The organism is Pseudomonas sp. NPDC087814 (assembly GCF_044742865.1).
In the GTDB taxonomy this organism is placed as follows: Bacteria; Pseudomonadota; Gammaproteobacteria; order Pseudomonadales; family Pseudomonadaceae; genus Aquipseudomonas.
Window position 1 is genome coordinate 147,241 of the sequence record NZ_JBIUVK010000006.1, and the last position, 25,423, is coordinate 172,663.

Annotated in this window: 22 protein-coding genes; 12 read left to right on the forward strand and 10 right to left on the reverse strand. The window is 61.5% G+C overall.

Annotated features, from left to right (window positions below; translation table 11 throughout):
- Positions 1-66 precede the first annotated feature (66 nt).
- From ACIOMR_RS07780 to ACIOMR_RS07795, 4 genes are all read right to left on the reverse strand, one after another.
- Complete coding sequence (locus ACIOMR_RS07780; RefSeq protein WP_177008822.1) at positions 67-1,035, reverse strand: FecR family protein; 969 nt, start codon at positions 1,033-1,035, stop codon at positions 67-69.
- A complete protein-coding gene (locus tag ACIOMR_RS07785) occupies positions 1,032-1,550 on the reverse strand; it encodes an RNA polymerase sigma factor (protein ID WP_134327431.1) in 519 nt (172 codons plus the stop codon). The genes ACIOMR_RS07780 and ACIOMR_RS07785 overlap by 4 nt, the downstream gene beginning before the upstream one ends.
- Positions 1,551-1,810: 260 nt before the next feature.
- The gene (locus ACIOMR_RS07790; protein WP_401193245.1) at positions 1,811-2,518 is read right to left on the reverse strand and encodes a PolC-type DNA polymerase III; all 708 of its coding nucleotides are present in this window, start codon (positions 2,516-2,518) and stop codon (positions 1,811-1,813) included.
- On the reverse strand, positions 2,515-4,437 hold the full coding sequence (locus tag ACIOMR_RS07795) for a putative nucleotidyltransferase substrate binding domain-containing protein (RefSeq protein ID WP_003211088.1): 1,923 nt from the start codon (positions 4,435-4,437) through the stop codon (positions 2,515-2,517). Before ACIOMR_RS07795 ends, ACIOMR_RS07790 begins: the two co-directional genes overlap by 4 nt.
- 246 nt (positions 4,438-4,683) lie before the next feature.
- Here ACIOMR_RS07795 and ACIOMR_RS07800 point away from each other — a divergent pair, with 246 nt between their 5' ends.
- Both ACIOMR_RS07800 and ACIOMR_RS07805 read left to right on the forward strand, forming a co-directional pair.
- Positions 4,684-5,130: a response regulator gene (locus tag ACIOMR_RS07800; RefSeq protein WP_003211086.1), complete on the forward strand. Its 447-nt coding sequence runs from the start codon at positions 4,684-4,686 to the stop codon at positions 5,128-5,130.
- A gap of 135 nt (positions 5,131-5,265) precedes the next feature.
- Complete coding sequence (locus tag ACIOMR_RS07805; protein ID WP_087694746.1) at positions 5,266-5,691, forward strand: hypothetical protein; 426 nt, start codon at positions 5,266-5,268, stop codon at positions 5,689-5,691.
- A gap of 59 nt (positions 5,692-5,750) precedes the next feature.
- Here ACIOMR_RS07805 and ACIOMR_RS07810 read toward each other — a convergent pair whose 3' ends face one another.
- Positions 5,751-7,928, reverse strand: coding sequence for a malate synthase G (locus ACIOMR_RS07810; protein WP_177050202.1), 2,178 nt, complete (start codon positions 7,926-7,928; stop codon positions 5,751-5,753).
- Positions 7,929-8,348: 420 nt separating this feature from the next.
- On the opposite strand from ACIOMR_RS07810, the gene ACIOMR_RS07815 reads away from it, so the two are divergent.
- On the forward strand, positions 8,349-8,867 hold the full coding sequence (locus tag ACIOMR_RS07815; protein ID WP_401193250.1) for a glycine cleavage system protein R: 519 nt from the start codon (positions 8,349-8,351) through the stop codon (positions 8,865-8,867).
- A gap of 222 nt (positions 8,868-9,089) precedes the next feature.
- Here the strand turns inward: ACIOMR_RS07815 and rarD are convergent, their stop codons facing one another.
- The 5 genes from rarD to ACIOMR_RS07840 all read right to left on the reverse strand — a co-directional run bounded on the left by rarD (position 9,090) and on the right by ACIOMR_RS07840 (position 14,748).
- A complete protein-coding gene (rarD, locus tag ACIOMR_RS07820) occupies positions 9,090-9,974 on the reverse strand; it encodes an EamA family transporter RarD (RefSeq protein ID WP_003211079.1) in 885 nt (294 codons plus the stop codon).
- Between the two features lie 107 nt (positions 9,975-10,081).
- Positions 10,082-11,056 carry a serine/threonine protein kinase gene (locus tag ACIOMR_RS07825; protein WP_087694744.1) on the reverse strand — a complete coding sequence of 325 codons (975 nt, stop codon included), beginning with the start codon at positions 11,054-11,056 and terminating at the stop codon, positions 10,082-10,084.
- 162 nt (positions 11,057-11,218) lie between these two features.
- Positions 11,219-13,117 carry a PhoX family protein gene (locus ACIOMR_RS07830; RefSeq protein WP_401193254.1) on the reverse strand — a complete coding sequence of 633 codons (1,899 nt, stop codon included), beginning with the start codon at positions 13,115-13,117 and terminating at the stop codon, positions 11,219-11,221.
- A gap of 71 nt (positions 13,118-13,188) precedes the next feature.
- Positions 13,189-13,953: a TOBE domain-containing protein gene (locus ACIOMR_RS07835; protein ID WP_177008818.1), complete on the reverse strand. Its 765-nt coding sequence runs from the start codon at positions 13,951-13,953 to the stop codon at positions 13,189-13,191.
- A gap of 57 nt (positions 13,954-14,010) precedes the next feature.
- On the reverse strand, positions 14,011-14,748 hold the full coding sequence (locus ACIOMR_RS07840) for a ComF family protein (protein ID WP_401193257.1): 738 nt from the start codon (positions 14,746-14,748) through the stop codon (positions 14,011-14,013).
- An 88-nt stretch (positions 14,749-14,836) separates the two neighbouring features.
- Here ACIOMR_RS07840 and bioB point away from each other — a divergent pair, with 88 nt between their 5' ends.
- The 9 genes from bioB (at position 14,837) to ACIOMR_RS07885 (ending at position 25,330) form a co-directional block, all read left to right on the forward strand.
- Complete coding sequence (gene bioB / locus ACIOMR_RS07845; protein ID WP_003211072.1) at positions 14,837-15,892, forward strand: biotin synthase BioB; 1,056 nt, start codon at positions 14,837-14,839, stop codon at positions 15,890-15,892.
- A 153-nt stretch (positions 15,893-16,045) separates the two neighbouring features.
- Positions 16,046-17,224: an 8-amino-7-oxononanoate synthase gene (gene bioF / locus ACIOMR_RS07850; RefSeq protein ID WP_177041270.1), complete on the forward strand. Its 1,179-nt coding sequence runs from the start codon at positions 16,046-16,048 to the stop codon at positions 17,222-17,224.
- Complete coding sequence (locus ACIOMR_RS07855) at positions 17,217-17,948, forward strand: alpha/beta fold hydrolase (RefSeq protein ID WP_177041272.1); 732 nt, start codon at positions 17,217-17,219, stop codon at positions 17,946-17,948. The genes bioF and ACIOMR_RS07855 overlap by 8 nt, the downstream gene beginning before the upstream one ends.
- On the forward strand, positions 17,941-18,750 hold the full coding sequence (bioC, locus tag ACIOMR_RS07860; protein WP_134327422.1) for a malonyl-ACP O-methyltransferase BioC: 810 nt from the start codon (positions 17,941-17,943) through the stop codon (positions 18,748-18,750). Before ACIOMR_RS07855 ends, bioC begins: the two co-directional genes overlap by 8 nt.
- Entirely contained in the window at positions 18,747-19,427 is a 681-nt protein-coding gene (gene bioD / locus ACIOMR_RS07865) for a dethiobiotin synthase (protein ID WP_008434374.1), read from the forward strand. Before bioC ends, bioD begins: the two co-directional genes overlap by 4 nt.
- Before the next feature lie 107 nt (positions 19,428-19,534).
- Positions 19,535-19,816, forward strand: a complete 282-nt coding sequence (locus ACIOMR_RS07870) for a hypothetical protein (protein ID WP_008434375.1) — start codon at positions 19,535-19,537, stop codon at positions 19,814-19,816.
- 338 nt (positions 19,817-20,154) lie between these two features.
- Positions 20,155-21,960: a phenylacyl-CoA dehydrogenase gene (locus ACIOMR_RS07875; protein WP_177050192.1), complete on the forward strand. Its 1,806-nt coding sequence runs from the start codon at positions 20,155-20,157 to the stop codon at positions 21,958-21,960.
- A 205-nt stretch (positions 21,961-22,165) separates the two neighbouring features.
- Positions 22,166-23,455 carry a diguanylate cyclase gene (locus ACIOMR_RS07880; protein ID WP_023659318.1) on the forward strand — a complete coding sequence of 430 codons (1,290 nt, stop codon included), beginning with the start codon at positions 22,166-22,168 and terminating at the stop codon, positions 23,453-23,455.
- 90 nt (positions 23,456-23,545) lie between these two features.
- Positions 23,546-25,330 carry an acyl-CoA dehydrogenase C-terminal domain-containing protein gene (locus tag ACIOMR_RS07885; RefSeq protein WP_087694737.1) on the forward strand — a complete coding sequence of 595 codons (1,785 nt, stop codon included), beginning with the start codon at positions 23,546-23,548 and terminating at the stop codon, positions 25,328-25,330.
- The last annotated feature ends 93 nt before the right edge of the window (positions 25,331-25,423 follow it).

A 25,423-nucleotide genomic window follows, 5' to 3' on the forward strand; every position in this document is an offset into this window, starting at 1 on the left:
GGGAACGCATTCCACCTGTGGGAGCTGGCTTGCCTGCGATGACAATGGCCTATGCACCACAGGAGCCTACGGCTTGGGCGCCACCGTCACCCACCACGGCGTGTGTTGTTGAATCTGCACCGGCAAGGTCGGCAGCAGCGCGTTCAGTGCCAGGTTGGTGTCGTGCAACGGAAAGCTGCCGGTGATCCGCAGGTCGGCCACCTGTTTATCCACACCCAGGTAACCGGTGCGATAGCGGCTCAGTTCGGCAACCACATCGCCGAGCCGCGCGTTGTCCACCACCAGCATGCCGCGCGTCCAGGCGTCGGTGCCGGGGCTGACGGCAAGCATCGGGCCGAGGCTGTCGCGGCGCATCAGCACTTGCTGGCCTTCCTTGAAGATCTGCTCTTGATGCAGCGCTTCAGGCTGTGCGCCGACGGCAGACTGCAACACGCTGAGGCGGGTGCCATCTTCCTCGCGCTTGACGATAAACCGTGTGCCCAGGGCGCGCAGGCTGCCTTCGCGGGTTTCGACAAAAAACGGGCGGGCGTCGTTGTGGCCGGTTTCGACAAGGATCTCGCCTTCCTGCAATACGATCAGCCGACGTTTCTCGTCAAAGCGCACGTCAATGGCGCTGTGGGTGTTGAGGTTGATCACGGTGCCATCCGCCAGCTTCAGGGTGCGCTGTTCACCGGTGGCGGTGCGCTGGTCTGCCAGCCAATAGTTGAGCGGCACGTAGCGCTGGCCGACGAACAATGCCAGGCCGCACACCAGCACCACACTGGCCAGGCCGCTGCCGAGCTTGCGCACGCGGCGGCGAATGCCTTCGCGCGACTGCAGCAATGCCGCACGGGCCGGGCCCGAGGCCACACTGAAACGCTGATCGAGCATGCCCAACTGGCGCCAGGCGCGGGCGTGTTCTTCGTTGCTGGCCAGCCATTTGGCGAATTCTTCCTGCTCCACGGCACTACCGTCGCCCGAGTCGAGGGACAGTTGCCAGGCAATGGCCGCGTCGAGCACCCGCGCCGACACCGGCTTAGAACTGACCGGGCTCACAGCGGCTCGCCATACAGGGCGATGTAGCACTGGCGGATACCCTGGGCCAGGTATTGCCGCACCCGGGGCACGGAAACCCCCAGGCGCTGGGCGATTTCGGCGTGGCCCATGCCGTCGAGGCGGTTATAGAGGAAGGCCGCGCGGGCCTTGCTCGAGAGTTTGCCCAGCAGGCGGTCGATGGCCTTGAGGTCTTCGAGGATCAGTTGCTGTTCTTCCGGGGACGGGTGCTCACTTTCCGGGATCAGCATCAGTTCGGTAAGGTAAGCCTGTTCCAGCGCGGCGCGGCGGAAATAATCGAACAGCAGGCCCTTGGCGATGGCCACCAGGAACGCCCGCGGCTCGCGGGGTTCACGCAGTTCTTCACGGCCCAGCAGGCGCATGAAGGTGTCCTGGCTGAGGTCTTCGGCGCGGCTGGGGCAGGCCACGTTGCGTCGCAGCCACGCCAACAGCCAGCGGCGATGGTCGCGGTACAACGCGCCAACAAGCTCACTGTGGGGACTTTGGATTGACGACAAGGCGACACCGATCGGAAAGTTTAAACTAACGAGAATTATTCGCGATTGTGGCAGAGGTGTAAGGCGGGTGCAATTGGCGTTGGTCGGGCGGCGGCGTAATGCTATCTATCATGATGATGCCGCTTACTGTGGCGAGGGAGCTTGCTCCCGCTCGGCTGCGCAGCAGTCGTAATCCAGGCAGTGCATTTATTCAGTTGGAAATGGGTTGGCTGATTTGGGGGCGCTTCGCACCCCAGCGGGAGCAAGCTCCCTCGCCACACTTAGAATGAGGGCGCTTGCTTGCGGCGTTTCCATTGGCCGAGGCGCTGTTGTAACGCGTGCGGGCTGTCGATCTGCTGCTGCCGTGCGCGGCTGAACAAGATCAGCATCAGTTCCGCCGTTGCCAACGCATCCGCACTGGCATGGTGACGCTCGCCCACTTGCAGCTTGAAATGCGTGATCCAGTCATCCAGCCCGGCTTCGCGGATGTTGGCGTCGGGGCACAGCAGCGGGGCGATATCGGCCACGTCCAGGAACGGGTGGTTCAAGCGATAGCCCAGGCTGTCCTTGAGTGCCCGGCACAGCATGTGTTGATCGAAGGGCGCATGAAACGCCAGCAGCGGGCTGTCGCCGACAAACTCCATGAAGTCCATCAGCGCTTCTGCCGGGTCACTGCCCGCCGCAATGGCGCTGGGCCCCAGGCCATGGATCAGCACGCTGGGGTTGAGCTTGGTCTCGGCCCGGTGCAGGGTGCGTTCGAACAATTGCGAGAAGTCCACTGCGCCGTCCTCGATCACCACGGCGCCAATGGAAAGCACCTGGTCACGATTGAGGTTCAGGCCGCTGGTTTCCAGGTCCACCACCACCCAGCGCTGGGCCCGCAGCGATCCGTCCCCCAGCTCCCCAGGTGTGGGCAATTGTTCGACGCGCCGTTGTTGCGCCGCATCCAGGCCAGGTTTGGCTTTGCGCAACCAGCCAAACCAGCTCACAGCTGATACCGCAACGTCAGGCTGCCTTGCAGGCGTTGGGCCTGGCGCAGGGATTCGCGCAGGATGCGCCGGTCGAGGTGGTTGAGGCTGTCGGGATCGACGCGGTTGGAGTAGGGCAGGTTCTCGCGGGTTTGCAGTTGGTGTTGTTGCATGCGGGTTTGCTGGATGAAGTGATAGGCCTCTTCATAGGCGGCGCCATCAAGGCGTTCGATGACTTCCCTGGCCACCAGTTGGCGCAAGCGCTCCAGGGTGTTGATGGCGCTGATGCCGTTGGCCAATGCCAGCAGACGGGCACCGTCGACAAATGGCGTGAGGCCTTGCACCTTGAGGTCGAGGGTTGCCTTGTCGGCGCCTTTGCGCGTCAACACAAAATCCCGGAAGCGCCCTACCGGCGGGCGCTGGCGCAACGCGTTCTCGGCCAGCATGCGCTGGAACAAACGGTTGTCTGCCACCTGGTCGAGAATGCCCTGGCGCAGTTGCTCGCACCCTTGCTCATCGCCCCACACCACCCGCAAATCAAAATAGATGCTCGAACCCAGCAGATTCTCCGGCGTCGCCTCACGGATAAACCCGGCAAAGCGCCGCGCCCATTCCGCCCGGGACAGGCACAGCTCCGGGTTACCGGCCATGATATTGCCCTTGCACAGGCTGAAGCCGCACAGCGCCAGGCTCTGGTTGATCTGTTGTGCCAGCGGCAGCAGGCGCCCGCGAATCTCGGCGGCTTCGGCGGCGTCCCGGGCTTCAAACAGGATGCCGTTGTCCTGGTCGGTATACAGCGTCTGCTCGCGGCGGCCCTCGCTGCCGAAACACAGCCAGCTGAATGGCACGCCCGGATCGCCTTTATCGGCCAGGGTCAACTCGATGACACGGCACACCGTGTGATCGTTGAGCAAGGTGATGATGTGGGTGATCTGCGTAGACGACGCGCCGTGGGCGAGCATGCGCTCCACCAACTGGCCGATTTCGCCGCGAATCGCCACCAGGTTTTCGACCCTGGGTGCATTGCGGATGGTGCGCGCCAGGTGCACCAGGTCAACCCGCTGCAGGGAAAACAGGTCACGCTCGGACACCACGCCACACAGGCGCTGATCCTTGACCAGGCACACGTGGGCGATATGCCGCTCGGTCATCGCAATCGCCGCGTCGAACGCGCTGTGGTCCGGCGTGAGGAAAAACGGCGCCTGGGTCATATGGCGCTCGATGCCCTGGTTGAAATCACTGGTGCCGTCGGCCACCACCTGGCGCAGGTCCCGCAGGGTGAAAATCCCCAGGGGCGCCTTGTGTTCATCGACGATCACAATGCTGCCCACCTGCTGCTCGTGCATTTGCGTGACCGCTTCACGCAGCGGCGTCAGCGGGCTGCAGGTGACCGGGTGACGCATGGCCAATTCGCCCAGGCGGGTGTTCAGCGAATATTGGGTGCCGAGGGTTTCCACGGCCTTTTGCTGGACTTGCTGGTTGACCTGGTCCAGCAAGCTGCTCACGCCGCGCAAGGCAAAGTCGCGAAACGCGCTGGAAAGGGCGAACAGCTTGATAAAGGCCGGCTTGTTCAGTTGCAGGCAGAAGGTGTCTTCGGCGGCTTTGTGCTCGGTACGGGTGGCCCGCTCCCCCAGCAGCGCCGCCAGCGGAAAACATTCACCGGTGGTGATTTCAAAGGTGGTTTCTGTCGAGTCCGGCCGCTCGCCGACTACGCGCCCCTGCTTGACGATATAGAAGTGTTCCACCGGCCCGCCCGAGGGCTTGAGGATGCTCTCGCCGGGGCCGTAGAAGCGCAATTGACACTGCTCTACCAGAAATCCCAGGTGGGCGTTTTCCATTTGGTTGAACGGCGGGAAGCGTTGCAGGAATTGCAGGGTGCCGTGGATGTTCTGCAACACAGCGGTTTTCCCCGCTTGTGTGAAAGCATCAGCTTTACTCATACCTATGACCGCAGTTTTTTTGTCGTTATCGTGCCCCATGGTCGACTCCTGCGCTGCGGGTGCCCATTGGACGTAAGTCTAGGTAGCGATTCGCCCTCACTTACTAGGGAAAAACCTTACATGAATATCGTCCAAACCCCGTAGAACGCCCACTAGGCAAACTTTCCGACGAAGTGCACATTGTTCGCCCTTCCGGCGATGTCTGACTTCTGTGCTGGGAGATTGAATAGAACTGCCGAGAAACGTATGTCCGACCACGATATTTTGAGTGATGCCGAGCGCGAGGCCCTGAGTGCAGTTATGCAGGAGCCGGATTTGCCGCCACAACGGGTTTTGATCGTGGATGACGACAAGGACGCGCGCGAACTGTTGGCAGAAATTCTTGGCCTGGACGGCATTCGTTGCATGACCGCCGACAGCGGCGAGGCTGCATGGGACTTGTTGAGTTCCAGCAGCTCCATCGGCTTGCTGATCACCGACCTGCGCATGACGCCGAGCAACGGGCTGCAATTGATTCGCCAGGTGCGCGAATCCACCCGGGCGGCGCTGCCGATCATCATCATGTCGGGTGACGCCGAAGCGCCGGATGTGATTGATGCGATGCATTTGAGCGTGGTGGACTTTTTGCTCAAGCCGATTGATAGCGTGAAGCTGGCGAAAATGGTGAAGCGGGAGTTGGGGATGGCGTCCTAGACGGTGCCATTGGTCTGATTTCGCGAAGAACTGTCAATTCTGACAGTAGGAAAGTATCGAACTTCGCATGTTTACTGATTAGGAGGGGGTGGGTCGCAGGCCTGCACCTAATCAATTTGTGAACAGGAGTTCATCATGAGTACTGAAAAATTCAATATCGATGAGAAAGAACTGCACAAGGCCAAGACTTTAAGCAGTGGTGATGCTCGTATTGAAGTTTCGCGAGATGGCACCTTGAGTCATGTATTTGTGCCTACAGACGTCTTTGGCTATCTCTCCTGGAGCGCTTTGGACGGTGCAGTTGAGAGTGTTCGTATCTACTACGGAAGCGACTTGAAAGCCGGGCCGCATCATCGGAAAGCTCCACTTCTTAATGTCACCTACCGCGATGCCGACGGCCATTCATACCATCAGCCTGTGCTGGGTGACCTCACTGTGCTGGTCGATCGTCCGGAGTCCGGTACTACCTTCAAGCACATCGGGAAACTTACAAACGTAACGTTTGAATCGGACGGAGGAACGGTCACGCTTAATGGGAACTACACCGTTGAGTCCGATTGACATCCCAAACAAAAAAGCCCTGATCGATAGGTCAGGGCTTTTTCGTTTCTAGCGCTTACTCACAGACCATTCTTGGCCTTGAACTCCCGACGCCGACGGTGCAACACCGGCTCGGTATAGCCGTTCGGTTGCTTGGTCCCTTCAATCACCAACTCCACCGCTGCCTGGAACGCGATGTTGCTGTCGAAATCCGGAGCCAGCGGACGGTACAGCGCATCCCCGGCGTTCTGACGGTCCACCACCGGCGCCATGCGCTTGAGGCTTTCCATCACCTGGGCTTCATTGACGATGCCGTGGCGCAACCAGTTGGCAATGTGCTGGCTGGAGATACGCAGGGTGGCGCGGTCTTCCATCAGGCCGACGTCGTTGATGTCCGGCACTTTCGAGCAACCCACGCCCTGGTCGATCCAGCGCACCACGTAACCGAGGATGCCTTGGGCGTTGTTGTCCAGCTCGTTGCGGATTTCTTCCTCGGACCAATCGGTATTCTGGGCCAGGGGAATGGTCAGGATATCGTCTACCGAAGCACGTTCGCGCTTTGCCAGTTCGGCCTGGCGGGCGAACACGTCAACCTTGTGGTAGTGCAGCGCATGCAGCGCAGCCGCCGTCGGCGAAGGAACCCACGCCGTGTTGGCGCCGGCCAGCGGGTGAGCAATCTTCTGCTCCAGCATGGCGGCCATCAGGTCGGGCATCGCCCACATGCCTTTACCGATTTGTGCGCGGCCTTGCAGGCCGGTGCTCAAGCCGATGTCCACGTTCCAGTTTTCGTAGGCGCCGATCCACTTCTCAGCCTTCATGGCGGCCTTGCGCACCATCGCGCCGGCTTCCATGGAGGTGTGGATCTCGTCGCCGGTACGGTCGAGGAAGCCGGTGTTGATAAACACCACGCGCTCGCTGGCGGCCTTGATGCAGGCCTTGAGGTTGACCGTGGTACGGCGCTCCTCGTCCATGATCCCGACTTTGAGGGTGTTGCGCGGCAGCTTCAGCACGTCTTCGATGCGACCGAACAGCTCGTTGGTGAACGCAGCTTCTTCGGGGCCGTGCATTTTCGGTTTAACGATGTACACCGAACCGGTGCGGCTGTTCTTGCGGCTGGTGTTGCCGTTAAGGCTGTGGATCGCCGACAGGCTGGTGAGCAGGCCGTCGAGAATGCCTTCCGGCACTTCGTTGCCATCCTTGTCGAGGATCGCGTCGATGGTCATCAAGTGGCCAACGTTACGCACGAACAGCAGCGAACGACCGTGCAGGGTCACTTCCTTGCCGTCGGCACCGGTGTAGACGCGGTCGGCGTTCATGGTGCGGGTAAAGGTCTTGCCACCCTTGGCGACTTCTTCCGACAGGTCGCCCTTCATCAGGCCGAGCCAGTTGCGGTAGATCACCACCTTGTCATCGGCATCGACGGCGGCGACGGAGTCTTCGCAGTCCATGATGGTGGTCAGGGCGGCTTCCATCAGCACGTCTTTCACGCCGGCGGCGTCGGTCTGGCCGACCGGGGTGCTGGCGTCGACCTGGATTTCGAAGTGCAGGCCGTTGTGCTTCAGCAGGATGGCGGTCGGCTTGGCTGCGTCGCCCTGGTAGCCGATCAACTGGGCATCGCTGCGCAGGCCGCTGTTGCTGCCGCCCTTGAGGCTGACCACGAGCTTGCCGTCGACGATCTTGTAGCCGGTGGAATCCACATGGCTGCCGGCAGCCAGTGGTGCGGCTTCGTCGAGGAAGGCGCGGGCGAAGGCGATGACCTTGTCGCCACGCACCTTGTTGTAGCCTTTGCCTTTCTCGGCGCCGTCGGCTTCGCTGATGGCATCGGTGCCATAGAGCGCGTCATACAGTGAGCCCCAGCGCGCATTCGAAGCGTTGAGGGCGAAACGGGCGTTCATCACCGGCACTACCAGCTGCGGGCCGGCCATGTGGGCAATTTCTTCGTCGACGTTTTGGGTCGAGGCCTGGAAATCCGCGGCTTCTGGCAGCAGGTATCCGATATCTTGAAGGAAGGCTTTGTAGGCCACCGCGTCGTGGGCCTGGCCGGCGTGTGCCTGGTGCCAGGTGTCGATCCGCACTTGAAAATCGTCGCGTTTGGCGAGTAGGGCTTTGTTCTTCGGCGCCAGGTCGTGGATGACCTTATCGGCACCGGCCCAGAACTGGTCGGCGGTAATGCCGGTACCAGGAATGGCTTCGTTGTTCACGAAGTCGAACAGGACTTTGGCGACCTGCAGGCCACCGACTTGAACGTGTTCAGTCATTGCTTGCCTCACTCTGCGGAGCTTATGCGCTTTTCAGCTTTTCAATTTACCAATGAAGCCTCTGGCCATGTAAACCGTGAACACGCTGCACCAGTACATGCCGTAGAAGGCGGCTGGGCGGGCTGCGTCGCGGTGCGTGGTTGCCTTGGCAGACATCGACCTAACGTTATGTAGTGCGCGATTGGGCATACTACATGATGAGTTGCGGTTGTGAAAATTAGACTAAATACGTCGTTTAGCGACCCACTTTGGTCGTACGGTCACAGTGGGGTACGGGATGTTCTCAAAAAACTATTGGATTGTTCCATATAAATATAAAAATGGTACACGATTTGTTTTCGTGGCTACCTGAGTCCACCTTGGTAGGTACGAGGGGAACGCCTGGTTCCTACCTGATTTTCATAAGAAGAGGACGACACCATGGACCATCTCGTACTGACTGTCATCGCCCCGGACAAACCCGGTGTGGTCGAACGCATCGCCCAATGCATCGCCGCCCATGGCGGCAACTGGCTGGAAAGCCGCATGGCGCACATGGCCGGGCAGTTTGCCGGGATTTTGCGGGTGAGCGTGCCGGCGGAAAATCGGCTGGACTTGATTGTCGCGCTGGAAGACTTGTCCACCCACGGCATTCGCGTGCTGCTGGGCGAAAGCAGTTCGCTCGCCCCCAGCGAGTCGCAACCCATCGCGATGGAACTGGTCGGTAACGACCGGCCGGGGATTGTTCGCGACATCACCGCGCTGCTCAGCAAGCAGGGCGTCAACCTGGAGCGCTTGATCACCGACGTGCGCCCGGCGCCCATGAGCAGCGACCTGCTGTTCCACGCCGAAGCCTTGCTGGCGGTGCCGTTGACGCTGCCGCTGGAAACCTTGCAGGCGGCGCTGGAAACCCTGGCCGACGACTTGATGGTGGAACTGGAACTACGCAGCGAGGAATAGTTGCCCACAAGGTTATGCATGGAAATCTTGCATGGGCCTGTGGATAACCTGTAGAGACCCGCGTCCGGCCCAGGCGGGCCGTGGCTCTTCGCCGGCTGGCTAAAAAACGAACAGTTTCAAGGGCTTGTGCACAAACGCCGGGGACCAGGCTGTGGATAACCTTGGGGTGAATGCCTGCAAGCCACACCGGCCGTGGCTTGCAGAGGTTTGTACGTTATTTGATCAGTTTTTCCGCACAGTCATCCAGGCGTCGATGCTGTAAACCACCAGGCCGGCCCAGATAAAGCAGAAGGCGATCAGCGTGGCGGGTGCCAGGTGTTCGTTGAACAACAGCACGGCTTCCAGCAGCACCAGGGTGGGCGCCACGTATTGCAGGAAGCCCAGGGCGGTGTAGGGCAAATGCCGTGCGGCGGCGTTGAAACACACCAGCGGGATCAGCGTCACCGGGCCTGCGGCCACCAGCCACCACGCTTCGGAGGTGCTCCAGAATTCCATCTGTGCGCTGTGGGCCGAGGGGTTGAACAGCAACCATGCGATGGCAATCGGCACCAGCATCCAGGTTTCCACCACCAGCCCGGGCAATGCCTTGACCGGCGCCTGCTTGCGGATCAACCCGTAGAAACCAAAGGTCGCCGCCAGGACCAGGGATACCCACGGCAGGCTGCCGACTTGCCATACCTGTTGCGCCACACCTACCGCTGCCAGGCCCACGGCCACCCATTGCAGGCGGCGCAGGCGCTCGCCGAGGATCACCATGCCCAGCAGCACGTTCACCAGCGGGTTGATGTAGTAACCCAGGCTGGCCTCCAGCATGCGGCCACTGTTCACCGACCACACGTAGGTCAGCCAGTTGGCTGCGATCAAGGTGCCGCTCAGGGCCAGGATCGCCAGGCGCCTGGGGTTGTCCCGCAGTTCTCGGAGCCAGCCCGGGTGTTTCCAGACTATCAGCAGCAGACTGCCGAACAGCGCCGACCACAGCACGCGGTTGACGATGATTTCTGCGGCGGGAACGCTGGCGATGGCCTTGAAGTAGATCGGGAACAGGCCCCAGATGACGTAGGCGCTCAGGCCCAATATGTACCCGCGACGGGGGTTGGCGGCTTGCATGCAGAATCCTTGCTTAGGCAGCTAACAAAGCCGCGATTGTAAGGATATTTGTCAGCGGATGTGTGTTGAAAGTGTAGGGCCCAAGGTCAGGGCCCAGACGGCAGGGATCAGAACAGCTTCAACGGTTCTTCATTGAGCGCCGACAACTGCTCGCGCAACGCCAGCACCTGGTCGCCCCAGTAACGTTCGCTGCCGAACCACGGGAAGCTGTGGGGGAACGCCGGGTCGTCCCAGCGCCGTGCAAGCCAGGCGCTGTAGTGCATCAGGCGCAGGGCGCGCAGCGGTTCGATCAGGGCCAGTTCGCGCGGGTCGAAGTCGTGGAATTCCTGGTAGCCGTCCATCAATTCCGACAGTTGCCCCAGGCATTCCTGACGATCACCGGCGAGCATCATCCACAGGTCCTGAACGGCGGGGCCCATGCGGCAGTCATCGAGGTCGACGATGTGGAACATCTCGTCGCGGCACATCATGTTGCCGGGGTGGCAATCGCCGTGCATGCGGATGTTCTTGTGGGGCGTGGCCTTGTAGACATCTTCCACCCGCTTGAGCAGGTCGCGGGCCACGGACTCGTAGGCTGGCAGCAGGCTGCGAGGAATGAAGTTGCCTTCCAGCAGGGTGTTCAGGGAATCGTGACCGAAATTCTTCACGCCCAGGGCTTCGCGGTGTTCGAAGGGGCGGGTGGAACCGACCGCATGCAGGCGGCCGAGCAATTGGCCGAGGCGATACAACTGGTCGAGGTTGCCCGGCTCCGGTGCGCGTCCGCCACGGCGCGGGAACAGGGTGAAGCGGAAACCCGCGTGCTCGAACAGGCTTTCACCGTTGTGAATCATCGGCGCCACCACCGGCACTTCGCACTCGGCCAGTTCGAAGGTGAAGCTGTGTTCTTCGAGGATCGCTTCGTTGGTCCAGCGTTGCGGCCGATAGAACTTGGCGATCAAGGGCTCGGAGTCTTCGATGCCGACCTGGTAGACACGGTTTTCGTAGCTGTTGAGCGCGAGGATGCGGGCGTCGCTGAGGAAACCGATGCTTTCGACTGCGTCGAGCACCAGGTCAGGGGTCAGTGTTTCAAACGGGTGTGCCATGCGAACTCCTGCGCGCAGCAGGGCGCCGCGTCCGGCCGGGTATGGTAACGCACCGGGGTCGAGATAGGTGGTGACTGTTAGTCCGCCATCGCGGGCAAGCCCGGCTCCCACAGGAGTAATCGGTCAACTGTGGGAGCCGGGCTTGCCCGCGATGGCGCCTTGTCAGGCGCCGACGATCCCGCCATCATCCCGACGAATCGCCATCACCGAGGACCGTGGCTTGCCATTTGGCAGATGCTCCGGCCAGGTCGACCCACCGGTTTCCCCCGGATGCTGAATCCCCACAAACAGGGTTTTCTGGTCCGGCGAGAAGCTGATCCCGGTCACTTCACAGGCCACCGGCCCCACCATGAACCGCCGAATTTCACCGGTCGACGGGTCGGCACACAGCATCTGGTTATTACCCATCCCGGCAAAGTCGCCGCCGTTGCTGTAGTCGCCATCGGTGAGGATCCACAACCGCCCGACCTTGTCGAAGCCCAGGCCGTCGGGACTGTTGAACATGTTCTGCGGGTTGATGTTGGACGAGCCGCCTTTTGGCGTGCCGGCATGCACGGTCGGGTTGCCGGCCACCACGAACAAATCCCAGCTGAAGTCCGGCGCGCCATGGTCGTTGGCGTTGGCCTTCCAGCGCAGGATCTGCCCGTAGACGTTTTTCTCCCGCGGGTTCGGGCCGCCCACCGGCTGGCCGTCTTCGCCGCGCTTGGCGTTGTTGGTCAGGGTGCAATACACCTGGCCGTCGGTGGGGCTGACCACGATCCATTCCGGGCGGTCCATGCGGGTGGCTTTCACCACGCTGGCGGCCAGGCGCGCGTGGATCAGCACTTCGGCCTGGCTGGCAAAACCGCTGTTGGCGTCGATGCCGTTCTTGCCGTAGGTCAGTTCGACCCATTGGCCCTGGCCCTTGGGATGGTCGGCATTGCCGTCGCCCGCGTCGAAAATCGCCACATACAAGGTGCCGTGGTCCAGCAGGTCCTTGTTGGCCTTGGGATTCTTGTGATTGATCTTGTCGCGGCTGATGAACTTGTAGATGAACTCGCCGCGCTCGTCGTCGCCCATGTACACCACGGCGCGGCCGTCGCGGGTTTCCGCCAGCGCAGCATTTTCATGCTTGAAGCGGCCGAGGGCGGTGCGCTTGACCGGTGTGGATTGCGGGTCGAACGGGTCGATTTCCACTACCCAGCCATGGCGGTTGAGTTCGTTGGGATTCTTGGCCATGTCGAAGCGCGGGTCGTGGGGGTGCCAGTTGATGTCTTTGCTGGCGGCCACCACGCCATAGCGTTTCTGCCCGGCGTCGAAGGTTTGTTGCGGGTTGCTGCTGCCGAAGCAGTCGGTGAAGTTCTCTTCGCAGGTGAGATACGTGCCCCATGGGGTCTTGCCGTTGGCGCAGTTCTGGAAGGTGCCGAGGACTTTTTTGCCGGTTTTGTCGGCGCTGGTTTTCAGCCAGGCATGGCCCGCCGCAGGGCCGCCGAGCCGGATCGGCGAGTTGCCGTGGATGCGCCGGTTGTAGCGCGAGTCCTGGACGAACTGCCAGGTGTCGCCTTTGCGCCGTACTTCGATCACCGACACGCCTTCGCTGGCCAACGCCTTGCGCACGTCTTCGGCCGATTGCGGCGCGCCGCCGTGGGCGTAGAGGTAGCGGTAGTTGGTGTATTCGTTGTTGATCGCCATCAGCGCGCGGTTGTCGTCACCGGGGAAGGCGAACAGGCTCATGCCGTCGTTGTTGTCGCCGAACTGCTGTTCCTGGGCCTTGGCCGTGCCGTTGCCGCTGGGGTCGAAGGCCGGCGCGTTCTTGTGCAGCGGCTGGCCCCAGCTGATCAGTACCGAGGCGCTGTAGCCGGGCGGCAGGGTGATGGTGTCGCTGGTGGCCGAGGCGATGCTGGCGAAGCCCAGAAGCGGGCTGTTCGACGCGGCGTTGACCGCCAGGGCGCTGCGGGTCAGCAGGTTGCCGCCGAGGAACATCGCGGCACCGCACAGGGCGCCGGCGCCGATAAAACGCCGGCGGCTGAGGCCGACCATCTGTTCCAGGTCGGTGGCTTGGTTTTCTTCTAATAGGCTCATTTCAGGCTCCCTGCGGGTTTTTGCAGCCACCTTAGGGAGCAGTCGTGACGAAATTGTTGCAGTTTGAAGCGCTACACCGGAGTGCCCAGCAGCACGTTGCTGGGGGAGAACTGCACCTTCACCTGCAGGCCTTCGGCGGCATGGATCTGCGCAAGCGCGTCGGGCCGGGCCAGGGCGCAGAGAACCTGGCCGTTGGGCAAGGTGATCCGCACCTCGCTGGGGCCGTCTTCGGCATCGAGAATGGCGTCGATTTTTCCTTCCAGGCAATTGTGTCCAGGTGTTGCTGCCTGCGTGACGGCCAGTACTTCAAGCCAGCCGGCCTTGATCAGGGCGACGACTTCGGTGCCGATCTCCAGCTCCAGGCGCAAGGTACTGTCGTGGGTGATCTGCGCATCCAGGCGCAGCCCGGCTGCCAGCTCCAGGCGAATCAGGTCATTGCGGCCGTGGCTGTCGATGGCGATCACCCGGCCGTGCAACTGGTTACGTGCGCTGGTGCGCAGCATCAGGCGGCCCAGCAGGTTGAAGTCGCTGGCGTCTTCGGCGGAATCCAGCACCTGGGCTTGCAGTACCTGCAGGCGTTGGTAAAGGCGTAATACCCGCTCACCCTCGGCCGTCAACCTGGCGCCGCCACCGCCCTTGCCGCCGACGCTGCGTTCCACCAGGGGCTTTTGCGCCAGGTTGTTCAGTTCGTCGATGGCGTCCCAGGCCGCCTTGTAGCTCAGCCCCGCGCTCTTTGCGGCGCGGGTGATGGAGCCTTGTTCGGCAATATGTTGCAGCAGTGCAATGCGCTGCGGGCGACGGACGATGTGTTGGCTCAAGAGGGTTGGCAGGGACATGGTTACACGCTTCGATGGAATGGGCTGACGTTGCGGGCAGGGCGCCCGCGAGTCAAGTCATGTGCCGGGCTTGGGCGTCCGTGCCAGGCAATACACATCCACCTGTCGGGCGCCGGCATCCATCAACAGGCGGGCGAGACTGCTGGCGGTAGCGCCGGTAGTCAGTACGTCGTCGATCAGCGCCAAGTGCCGGCCTTTGACTTGCGCTCCGTCGGCCAGGGCGAAGGCCTGGTGCAGGTTGCGCTTGCGGGTCCTGGCGTCCAGGTCTTGCTGCGCCACGGTTTCACGCGGCCGTGACAGCAGGTGCTCATCCCAGGGGATGTTCAAGTCCTCACTCAGCCAGCGGGCGAGCATTGCCGCCTGGTTGAACCCCCGTTCCCGCAGGCGTTTGCGGGCCAGGGGCACGGGCAGCAGGCAGTCGGGGCGAGCCAGCGCGGCATCTTCATAGCGGTGTTGCAGGAATTGTCCCAACAGGTGCGCAAGCAGATGCCCCAGCGGCCAGCGGGCCTGATGCTTGAAACGGCTGATCAGGCTGTCGATGGGGAAGCTGTAGGTCCACGGCGCGACAACCTGCTTGAACGCCGCAGGTTGCTTCAAGCACTGGCCGCACTCCAGGCCAGTCGCCGGCAATGGCAGTGCGCACACCTCGCAATGCTCCATCAGCCAGGGCAGCTCGGTTTCGCAGGCGCTGCAGACAGGATCGGCCGTTCCGCTGCTTTCATCGCAGATTAAACAGGTTTGGTTGCTTTTTAACCAGATGTAAACCTCGTGTTTGTTCTCAAGTTGACAGTGCATGAATCTTCCTTAAATATGCCGAGCATCCGTGTCGTACCTGTGGGTATTACTCCACAGGGCTTGCCAAAGCATAATCAAGGAATCGCCCATGAGCGCCAGCATCACTGCCAACCTGCGTCACGATTGGTCTTTAGCCGAAGTCAAAGCGCTGTTTGTGCAGCCTTTCAACGACCTGTTGTTCCAGGCGCAGACCGTGCACCGCGCGCATTTCGACGCCAACCGCGTCCAGGTTTCCACGCTGCTGTCGATCAAGACCGGCGCTTGCCCGGAAGATTGCAAATATTGTCCGCAGTCGGGCCACTACAACACGGGCCTGGAAAAAGAAAAGCTGATGGAAGTGCAGAAGGTCCTCGAAGAGGCCGCCCGCGCCAAGGCCATCGGTTCGACCCGTTTCTGCATGGGCGCCGCCTGGAAGCATCCGTCAGCCAAAGACATGCCCTACGTGCTGGAGATGGTCAAAGGCGTGAAGGCCATGGGCCTGGAAACCTGCATGACCCTCGGCCGTCTCGATCAGGACCAGACCGAAGCCCTGGCCCAGGCCGGCCTCGATTACTACAACCACAACCTCGACACGTCGCCGGAGTTCTACGGTTCGATCATCACCACCCGCACCTACGGTGAGCGCTTGCAAACCCTGGCGTACGTGCGTGATTCGGGGATGAAGATCTGCTCCGGCGGCATCCTCGGCATGGGCGAGTCCCTGGACGACCGCGCCAACCTGCTGATCCAGTTGGCCAACCTGCCGGAGCATCCGGAATCGGTGCCGATCAACATGCTGGTGAAAGTTGCCGGCACGCCGCTGGAAAACGCCGACGACATCGACCCGTTCGACTTCATCCGCATGCTGGCGGTGGCGCGCATCCTGATGCCGCAGTCCCATGTGCGGCTGTCGGCCGGGCGTGAGGCGATGAACGAGCAGATGCAGGCCCTGGCATTCTTTGCTGGCGCCAACTCGATTTTCTACGGCGACAAGCTGCTGACCACTGCCAACCCGCAGGCGGACAAGGACATGCAACTGTTCTCGCGCCTGGGCATCCTGCCGGAAGCCCGCGAAGAGCACGCCGATGAAGTGCACCAGGCGGCGATCGAGCAGGCGCTGGTGGAGCAGAAGAGCAGCGAGCAGTTCTATAACGCGGCTGTTTGATACGTCCACTTTGGAATGCCATCCAAATGTGGGAGCGGGCTTGCTCGCGAAGGCGGTGTGTCAGCCAATACATAAGCTGACTGATCCACTGCTTTCGCGAGCAAGCCCGCTCCCACATTTTTGACTGCGTTCAACCTGATCTACCGAGGTCTCATGTCTTTCGATCTCGCCGCGCGTCTTGCGGCTCGTCGTGCCGAACACCTGTATCGCCAACGTCCACTGCTGCAGAGCCCGCAAGGCCCTGACGTGGTGGTCGATGGCCAGCCGTTGCTGGCGTTCTGCAACAACGATTACCTGGGCCTGGCCAATCACCCGCAAGTGATTGAAGCCTGGCGCGCGGGCGCGGCTCGCTGGGGCGTGGGTGGCGGCGCTTCGCATCTGGTGATCGGCCACAGCACGCCGCACCATGAACTGGAAGAGGCCCTGGCCGACCTCACCGGGCGCCCGCGGGCGCTGCTGTTCACCACCGGTTACATGGCTAACCTTGGCGCCGTCACCGCGCTGGTGGGGCAGGGCGATACGGTGCTGGAAGACCGCCTTAACCACGCCTCGTTGCTGGACGCTGGTTTGCTCTCGGGTGCGCGCTTCAATCGTTACCTGCACAACGATGCTGAAAGCCTGGCCAAGCGCCTGGAGAAAGCCACCGGCAATACGCTGGTGGTGACCGACGGCGTGTTCAGCATGGACGGTGACCTGGCCGACTTGCCGGCGCTGGCCCGTGAAACCCGGGCCAGGGGCGCATGGTTGATGGTGGATGACGCCCATGGCTTCGGGCCTTTGGGCGCCAACGGTGGCGGGATCGTCGAGCATTTCGGTTTGAGCCAGGAAGACGTTCCGGTGTTGGTGGGCACTCTGGGCAAAGCCTTCGGTACTGCCGGCGCGTTTGTCGCGGGCAGCGAAGAGCTGATCGAAAGCCTGATCCAGTTCGCCCGCCCGTATATCTACACCACCAGCCAACCGCCGGCATTGGCCTGCGCCACGCTGAAAAGCCTGGAACTGCTGCGCACCGAGCATTGGCGGCGGGAGCATCTCAATGGGCTGATCCGCCAGTTCCGTCAGGGCGCCGAGCAGATTGGCCTGGAACTGATGGACAGTTTCACGCCGATCCAGCCGATCATGATTGGCGACAGTGCCCGCGCCGTGCGTTTGTCGCAGATGCTGCGCGAGCGCGGGCTGATGGTGACCGCGATCCGCCCACCGACCGTGCCCGCCGGCAGTGCCCGTCTGCGGGTGACTCTCACGGCAGCCCACAGTGAAGCCCAGGTGCAGCTATTGTTAAGCGCATTGGAAGAGTGTTTCCGCTTGTTAGGCCAGGAGCCCGACCATGCGTGATCGACTGATACTGCTGCCTGGCTGGGGCCTCGGCGTTTCGCCGCTGGAACCGCTGGCGGCGGCGTTGCAGGGGCTGGATGAACACTTGCGGGTGCAGATCGAACCGTTGCCGGACGTGGAGTCGGACGACCTTCAAGAGTGGCTCGATGAGCTGGATTCGACCTTGCCCCAAGACGTCTGGCTGGGTGGTTGGTCCCTCGGCGGCATGCTTGCTGCCGAGTTGGCCGCGCGGCGCGGTGATCATTGTTGCGGTTTGCTCACCTTTGCCAGCAACGCAAGCTTCGTGGCCTGGCCCCGCTGGGACCATGGCATGCACGAAGAGGATTTTATGGCGTTTCTTAACGGTTGCCGCCTTGATCCGGTTGCGACGTTAAAACGCTTCAGTCTGCTTTGCGCCCGGGGTTCCAGCGATCCCCGATCACTTGCTCGGCTATTGCTGGCGGGTGCCCCTAAAACCTCCGCGCAGACCTTGCTCAGTGGTCTGGAGCTGTTGGGCCGATTGGACACCCGTCAGGCGTTGGTCGACTTTCAAGGGCCGCAGTTGCATCTGTTTGCCGGGCTGGACGGGCTGGTTCCGGCTGAAGTGGCCAGTGAGTTGTTCGCCTTGTTGCCTGACGTTGAAATCGGCCTGATTGAACAGGCCGGTCACGCTTTTCTACTGGAGGACCCCCACGGTGTGGCGGGGGCCATCCAGGCTTTTTTGCATGAGTGCGGTGATGACTGATTTGTCCCATGTGCTGCCCGGCGGCTTGCCAGACAAGCGCCAGGTAGCGGCCTCCTTTTCCCGCGCAGCCGCCAGTTACGACAGCGTTGCCGAGTTGCAGCGTGCGGTGGGCAGCGAGCTGCTGCGGCGTTTGCCCGAAGGTCTTTCTCCACAACGCTGGCTGGACCTGGGCTGCGGCACGGGTTATTTCAGTCGTGTGCTGGGCCAGTCATTTGCGGGTAGCCAGGGTTTCGCCCTGGATATCGCCGAGGGCATGCTCAAACACGCCCGGCCGCTGGGCGGTGCACAACATTTCATCGCTGGCGATGCCGAGCGCTTGCCGTTGCAGGACGCCAGTTGCGGGCTGATTTACTCCAGTTTGGCGGTGCAGTGGTGCTCGGATTTTGCCGCAGTGCTCAGCGAAGCGCGGCGCGTATTGCAGCCCGGCGGCGTGCTGGCGTTTGCCAGCCTCTGCGTGGGTACGCTGGATGAGTTGCGCGAAAGCTGGCGCGCAGCGGATGGTATGGTTCATGTGAACCGCTTCCGGCCGTTCAGTGCTTATGAGCAACTGTGCGCAGCCAGTGGTTTGCGGGTGCGCAGCCTGGAGCAGTGTCCCCACGTGTTGCATTACCCCGACGTGCGCAGCCTGACCCACGAACTGAAAGCGTTGGGTGCGCACAATCTGAACCCGGGGCGCCCAGGAGGGTTGACGGGCCGGGCGCGGATTGTTGCACTGGTGCAAGCCTACGAGCAGTTCCGCCAGGCCCAGGGCCTGCCGGCAACTTATCAAGTGGTGTACGCCGTCCTGGAGAAACCTCTATGAATGCCGCTTACTTCATCACGGGGACCGACACCGACGTCGGCAAGACCACCGTCGCTGCCGGCCTGCTGCATGCCGCGCGGCAAGCCGGCAAAAGTACGGCGGCGGGCAAGCCGGTAGCCTCTGGGTGCCAGCTGACGCCCAAGGGCCTGCGCAATTCGGACGCCCTGGCGTTGCTGGCCGAGTGTTCGTTGCCGTTGAGTTATGCCGAGGTCAACCCGGTGGCCTTCGAGCCGGCCATCGCGCCGCATCTGGCGGCCCGTGAAGCCGGCGTGGCGCTGACGGTGCAGTCGTTGTTGAAACCCATGCAGCACGTTCTCGCCAAGCAGGCGGACTTCACCTTGATCGAAGGTGCGGGCGGCTGGCGTGTGCCATTGGCGGACCAGGACAATTTGTCGGACCTGGCCCAGGCGCTGAAGCTGCCGGTGATCCTGGTGGTGGGTGTGCGGCTGGGGTGTATCAGCCACGCGTTGCTGACCGCAGAAGCCATCGCCCGGGACGGGTTGCCGCTGGCGGGCTGGGTGGCCAATATCATCGACCCCAAGACCTCTCGTCTGGAAGAAAACCTCGCGACCCTGGCTGAACGACTCCCCGCGCCATGCCTGGGAAGGGTGCCCAAGCTCAAGCATCCCAGCGCCGAAGCGGTCGCCGCGTACTTGCAACTGGACCTGCTTGACTAGTTTTGCCTATCGCGAAGGCATTATGCCATTAGTGTTTTTGACGGGCGTTTTGCCGGTAGGTCTGCTTCAATAACAGTTCACGATTCTCTTATAGGCAGGTCCACGCCATGGAAATCTCTGGTAGCAGTGCGTTTTACTCGGGACTGAGCGCGATTCAGACCGGGCAGAACCGTGTCGACCAGGCCGCCGGCAAGATTGCCAGCGCCGCCACTTCCCAGCCTTCGGACGCGCAAAATGATCGTTTGCGTTCGGTAGACGCCAATCAGGCGAGCAACTCGGCGAGCAACATGGTCGAGATGGCCCAAGGCAAGTTCCAGGTTGAACTGGGCGCCAAAGTCGCCAAGGCTTCCGACGAAATGCTCGGCACCTTGATCGATACTTACGCATAACCCCCCCTCTTATCGTGCGAGCTGGCTTCTCTGTGGGAGCTGGCTTGCCTGCGATAGCGTCACCTCGATCCTCCTGATACACCGCGGCGCCCGCATCGCAGGCAAGCCAGCGCCCACATTGATCTTCACCGCTCAATAATCTTTTTCCTCCTGAATCGTCATGCGGCATTTCGCTGCAGGCCTTGCCGTGCCTGACGTTGACCTGCGTCATGACAAACGGCGTTTGCGCGACGCTTGACAAGGATTGGTCGTAAACGTATGTTTCAAACAACTGTTTGACCGCCACAACACATCCATGCGGTTGTTCATCCCAGATACATCAGCAGAGGTTTATCGCTATGCCTGACTACAAGGCCCCCTTACGTGATATTCGCTTCGTTCGTGACGAACTGCTTGGCTATGAAGCGCACTATCAGAGCCTGCCGGCTTGCCAGGACGCTACCCCGGACATGGTTGACGCCATTCTCGAAGAAGGCGCCAAGTTCTGTGAGCAGGTACTGGCACCGCTGAACCGCGTGGGTGATATCGAAGGTTGCACCTGGAGCGAGTCAGGCGTTAAGACCCCTACCGGTTTCAAAGAAGCCTACAAACAGTTCGTTGAAGGCGGCTGGCCAAGCCTTGCCCACGACGTGGCGCACGGTGGCCAGGGCCTGCCGGAATCCCTGGGCCTGGCGGTCAGCGAAATGGTCGGCGAGGCCAACTGGTCGTGGGGCATGTACCCGGGCCTGTCCCATGGCGCGATGAACACCATTTCCGAGCACGGCACTCCCGAGCAGCAAGAGGCTTACCTGACCAAACTGGTGTCGGGCGAGTGGACCGGCACCATGTGCCTGACCGAACCGCACTGCGGCACCGACCTGGGCATGCTGCGCACCAAGGCCGAGCCTCAGGCTGATGGTTCCTACAAGGTTTCCGGTACCAAGATCTTCATCTCGGCCGGCGAACACGACATGGCCGACAACATCGTCCACATCGTGCTGGCTCGCCTGCCGGACGCACCGGCTGGCACCAAAGGCATTTCGCTGTTCATCGTTCCCAAGTTCGTACCAAACGCCGACGGTTCGATTGGCGAACGCAACGCGGTGTCCTGTGGTTCCCTGGAACACAAGATGGGTATCCACGGCAACGCCACCTGCGTGATGAACTTCGACGCGGCCACCGGTTTCCTGATCGGCCCGGCGAACAAAGGCCTGAACTGCATGTTCACCTTTATGAACACCGCTCGCCTGGGCACCGCGCTGCAAGGCCTGTCCCACGCTGAAATCGGCTTCCAGGGCGGCCTCAAATACGCTCGCGACCGCCTGCAAATGCGCTCCCTGACTGGCCCGAAAGCGCCGGACAAGGCCGCTGACCCGATCATCGTGCACCCTGACGTGCGCCGCATGCTGCTGACCATGAAAGCCTTCGCCGAAGGCAACCGCGCGATGGTGTACTTCACCGCCAAGCAGGTTGACGTGGTCAAGTACGGCACTGACGACGAAGCCAAGAAACAGGCTGACGCACTGCTGGCCTTCATGACCCCGATCGCCAAGGCGTTCATGACCGAAGTCGGTTTTGAATCCGCCAACCACGGCGTGCAAATCTACGGCGGCCACGGCTTCATCGCCGAGTGGGGCATGGAGCAGAACGTTCGCGACAGCCGCATTTCGATGCTGTACGAAGGCACCACCGGCATTCAGGCCCTCGACCTGCTGGGCCGCAAAGTGCTGATGACCCAGGGCGAAGCGCTGAAGGGCTTCACCAAGATCGTCCACAAGTTCTGCCAGGCCAACGAAGGCAACGAAGCCGTACAGGAATTCGTTGCACCGCTGGCGGCACTGAACAAAGAGTGGGGCGAGTTGACCATGAAGGTCGGCATGGCGGCCATGAAAGACCGCGAAGAAGTCGGTGCCGCTTCGGTGGACTACCTGATGTACTCCGGTTATGCCTGCCTGGCTTACTTCTGGGCCGACATGGCCCGCCTGGCCGCTGAGAAACTGGCTGCCGGCACCAGCGAAGAAGGCTTCTACACCGCCAAGCTGCAGACTGCGCGCTTCTACTTCCAGCGCATCCTGCCGCGTACCCGCACCCACGTTGCAACCATGCTGTCGGGCGCCAACAACCTGATGGACATGAAAGAAGAGAACTTCGACCTGGGCTACTAAGCCTCGGCCATTTCGTTTCAAAAGCCGCCACTCCTTCGGGAGCGGCGGTTTTTTTTGCGCGATAAAAAACCACAGTACCGCACTCAGGGATTGCTCCGAGCGGCCGTTACAGTGATGGCAATGTGATACGCATCACATTGAATGTGCTTAACTGTGATCAGTGAAGGCACTGTGCCATCTTTTTTTGTGGGTCGGAGCTTTACCCTTGTCGCGCGCGTCTGCTGTACGTTTCAGTCATTTTTTACCTTCACTGCTTTTACTGCTGGCGGGGCTCTCGGCTGCGTATGTGAAGGATCTCAATGTGTTCTTCACTTCACTGTTCAATGTGCTGCCGACCCTCGTGCTGCTGCTGGGCGGCTCGTACTGCGCGGTCTACCGGCGCCAGCGAGAGCTGTTCCTGATGATCACGGTGTATGTGGTCTATTTCCTGCTGGATACCCAGACCGATTACTACCGCGATAACGGTCGCGTGCGGGACGACGCGGCCGTGGTCTTCCACCTGTGTTGCCTGTTGTTACCGTTGCTGTTCGGCATCTACGCGGTCTGGCAAGAAAAAACCCACCTGTTTCGCGACTTCGTCGCACGCTGCGCGGTGCTGTTTGCGGTAGGCAGCGTGGCGCTTGCCCTTGAACAAAGTTTCCCCCATGCCTTATTAAGCTGGTTGGCCGAAATTCGCTGGCCCGCCTTGCATGGCCGCTGGATGAGCCTGATCCAGCTGTCCTATCCGATGTTCCTGATTGGTTTTGTGACCCTGGCCGCGCAGTACTGGTATCAACCAAGACCGCTGCACGCCGCGCAGCTGGTAGGGTTGCTGGGGTTGTTCTGGATGTTGCCGCAGACGTTCATCCTGCCGTTCACCCTGAACATCATGTGCAGCCAGGTGATGCTGATGATCGCTGCCGGGGTGGCCCACGAGGCTTATCAAATGGCCTTCCGTGACGAGCTGACCGGGTTGCCGGGCCGCCGCGCGCTCAATGAGCGCATGCAGCGCCTGGGGCGCAATTATGTGCTGGCCATGGGCGACGTCGATCACTTCAAGCGTTTCAACGATACCCATGGCCACGACGTGGGCGACCAGGTACTGCGCCTGGTGGCCAGCAAGTTGTCCAAGGTCAACGGCGGCGGCCGGGCCTACCGCTATGGCGGTGAGGAATTTGCCGTGGTATTCGCCGGCAAGACCCTGGATGAATGCCTGCCGCACCTGGAAGAGATCCGCGAAATCATCGCCAACTACGACATCAAACTGCGTAACCCGGACCGTCCCCACGACGACCAGCAGGGGCGCCAGCGTCGTGTGGGCAATGGCGCTTCCAGCGTGTCGGTGACCGTCAGCATCGGTGTGGCCGAACGCCAGGCCGAGCAGCGCAGCCCTGAAGAAGTGCTCAAATCCGCCGACCAGGCGCTGTACAACGCCAAGGGCGCGGGGCGTAACTGCGTGGTCGCTGCGGGGCAGACCCGCCGCGGCGCGGTCCGCATGGACAGCGCTGCCGGTTGAGTGATGGTGGTGTATTCAGCGGCCCTACAGTGATTGTCCGGTGGGCCGTGCGGCAGTAGGTTGAAGGCATCTGCTGCCGGAGACATTGCCATGCCTGACTATAAAGCTCCCCTGCGCGACATGCGCTTTCTGATCGATCACGTCTTTGACTTCCACGGCCACTACGCCGCGCTGGGTGCAAGCGATGCCAGCCCGGACATGGTCGGCGCGATCCTCGAGGAAGGTGCGAAGTTCTGCGAAAACGTCCTGGCGCCGTTGAACCGCTCCGGCGATGAAGAAGGCTGCCATTTCGACAACGGTGTGGTGACCACGCCCAAGGGCTTCAAGGAAGCCTTCGCGCAGTACGTGGAAGGCGGCTGGCACGGTTTGGCGGCTGACCCGGCCTACGGCGGGCAGGGCTTGCCAATGTCCCTGGGCCTGGTGCTCGCGGAGATGATCTCCTCCAGCAATACGTCCTGGGGCATGTACCCCGGCCTGACCCACGGTGCGATGTCGGCGATCCGTGCCCACGGCACTGAAGAGCAGAAAAACACCTACCTGAGCAAACTCACCGCGGGCCAGTGGACCGGCACCATGTGCCTGACTGAAGCCCATTGCGGCACCGACCTTGGCCTGATCAAGACCCGCGCCGTACCGCAGGCCGACGGCAGTTATGCAGTCACCGGCAGCAAGATTTTCATCTCGGCCGGCGAGCATGACATGAGTGACAACATCATCCACCTGGTGCTGGCCAAGCTGCCGGATGCGCCGGCCGGCACCAAGGGAATCTCGCTGTTTATCGTGCCCAAGTTCCATGCCGACTCGGGCGAGCGCAACACGATGAGTTGCGGCTCCATCGAGCACAAGATGGGCATCAAGGCGTCGGCCACCTGTGTGCTGAACTTCGATGGCGCCCGGGGTTTCCTGATCGGTGAGGCGAACAAGGGCCTCAACTGCATGTTCACCATGATGAACCATGCGCGCCTGGGCACCGGCATGCAGGGCCTTTGCCTGGGGGAAGCGAGCTTCCAGGGTGCGATCAAGTACGCCAACGACCGCTTGCAGATGCGCTCGCTGACCGGCGCCAAGGCACCCGAAAAAGCCGCTGATCCGATCATCGTCCACCCGGATGTGCGGCGCATGTTGCTGACCATGAAAGCCTTCAATGAAGGCAACCGCGCATTGACCTACTTCTCGGCACAATTGCTCGATACCGCACACCTGAGTGGCGACGAGGGGCAACGCCAGGAAGCCGAAGACCTGTTGGCCTTCCTTACGCCGATCTGCAAGGCGTTCATGACCGAAACCGGGCTGGAGGTGACCAACCACGGCATGCAGGTGTTCGGTGGCCATGGCTTCATTCGTGAATGGGGCATGGAGCAACTGGTTCGCGATTGCCGGATTGCGCCGATCTATGAAGGGACCAACGGCATCCAGGCCCTGGATTTGCTCGGGCGCAAGGTGCTCGGCAGCCAGGGCAAGCTGCTGCGCGGCTTTACCAAAATCGTCCACAAGTTTTGCGCGGCCAACGCCGAACATCCGCAACTCAAGGCCCATGTGGCTCAGCTCAACCAGTTGAATCAGCAGTGGGGTGAGCTGACGGTCAAGGTAGGCATGGCAGCCATGAAAAACCCGGATGAAGTCGGCGCTGCAGCCCTGGATTACCTGATGTACAGCGGCTACATCATCCTTGCCTACTTATGGCTGCGCATGGCGCTGGTGGCGCAGGAGCAGTTGGACAGCGGTAGCGGTGATGCCGATTACGCCCGAGGCAAGCTGGCGACCTGCGAGTTCTACTTCAAGCGCCTGCTACCGCGCACGGCCGCGCACCGGGCGGCGGTGGAGGCGGGCAGTGAGTGCCTGATGAGTCTGCCGGCGGAGCTGTTTGCGCTTTAGTGACCGTAAAATACTTGTTGGTCACAAGCAGACCCTATGTGTCACAAAAGTTGTTCGGTTACACTCGGGGTCTGTAAAACCGACCCCACCCGA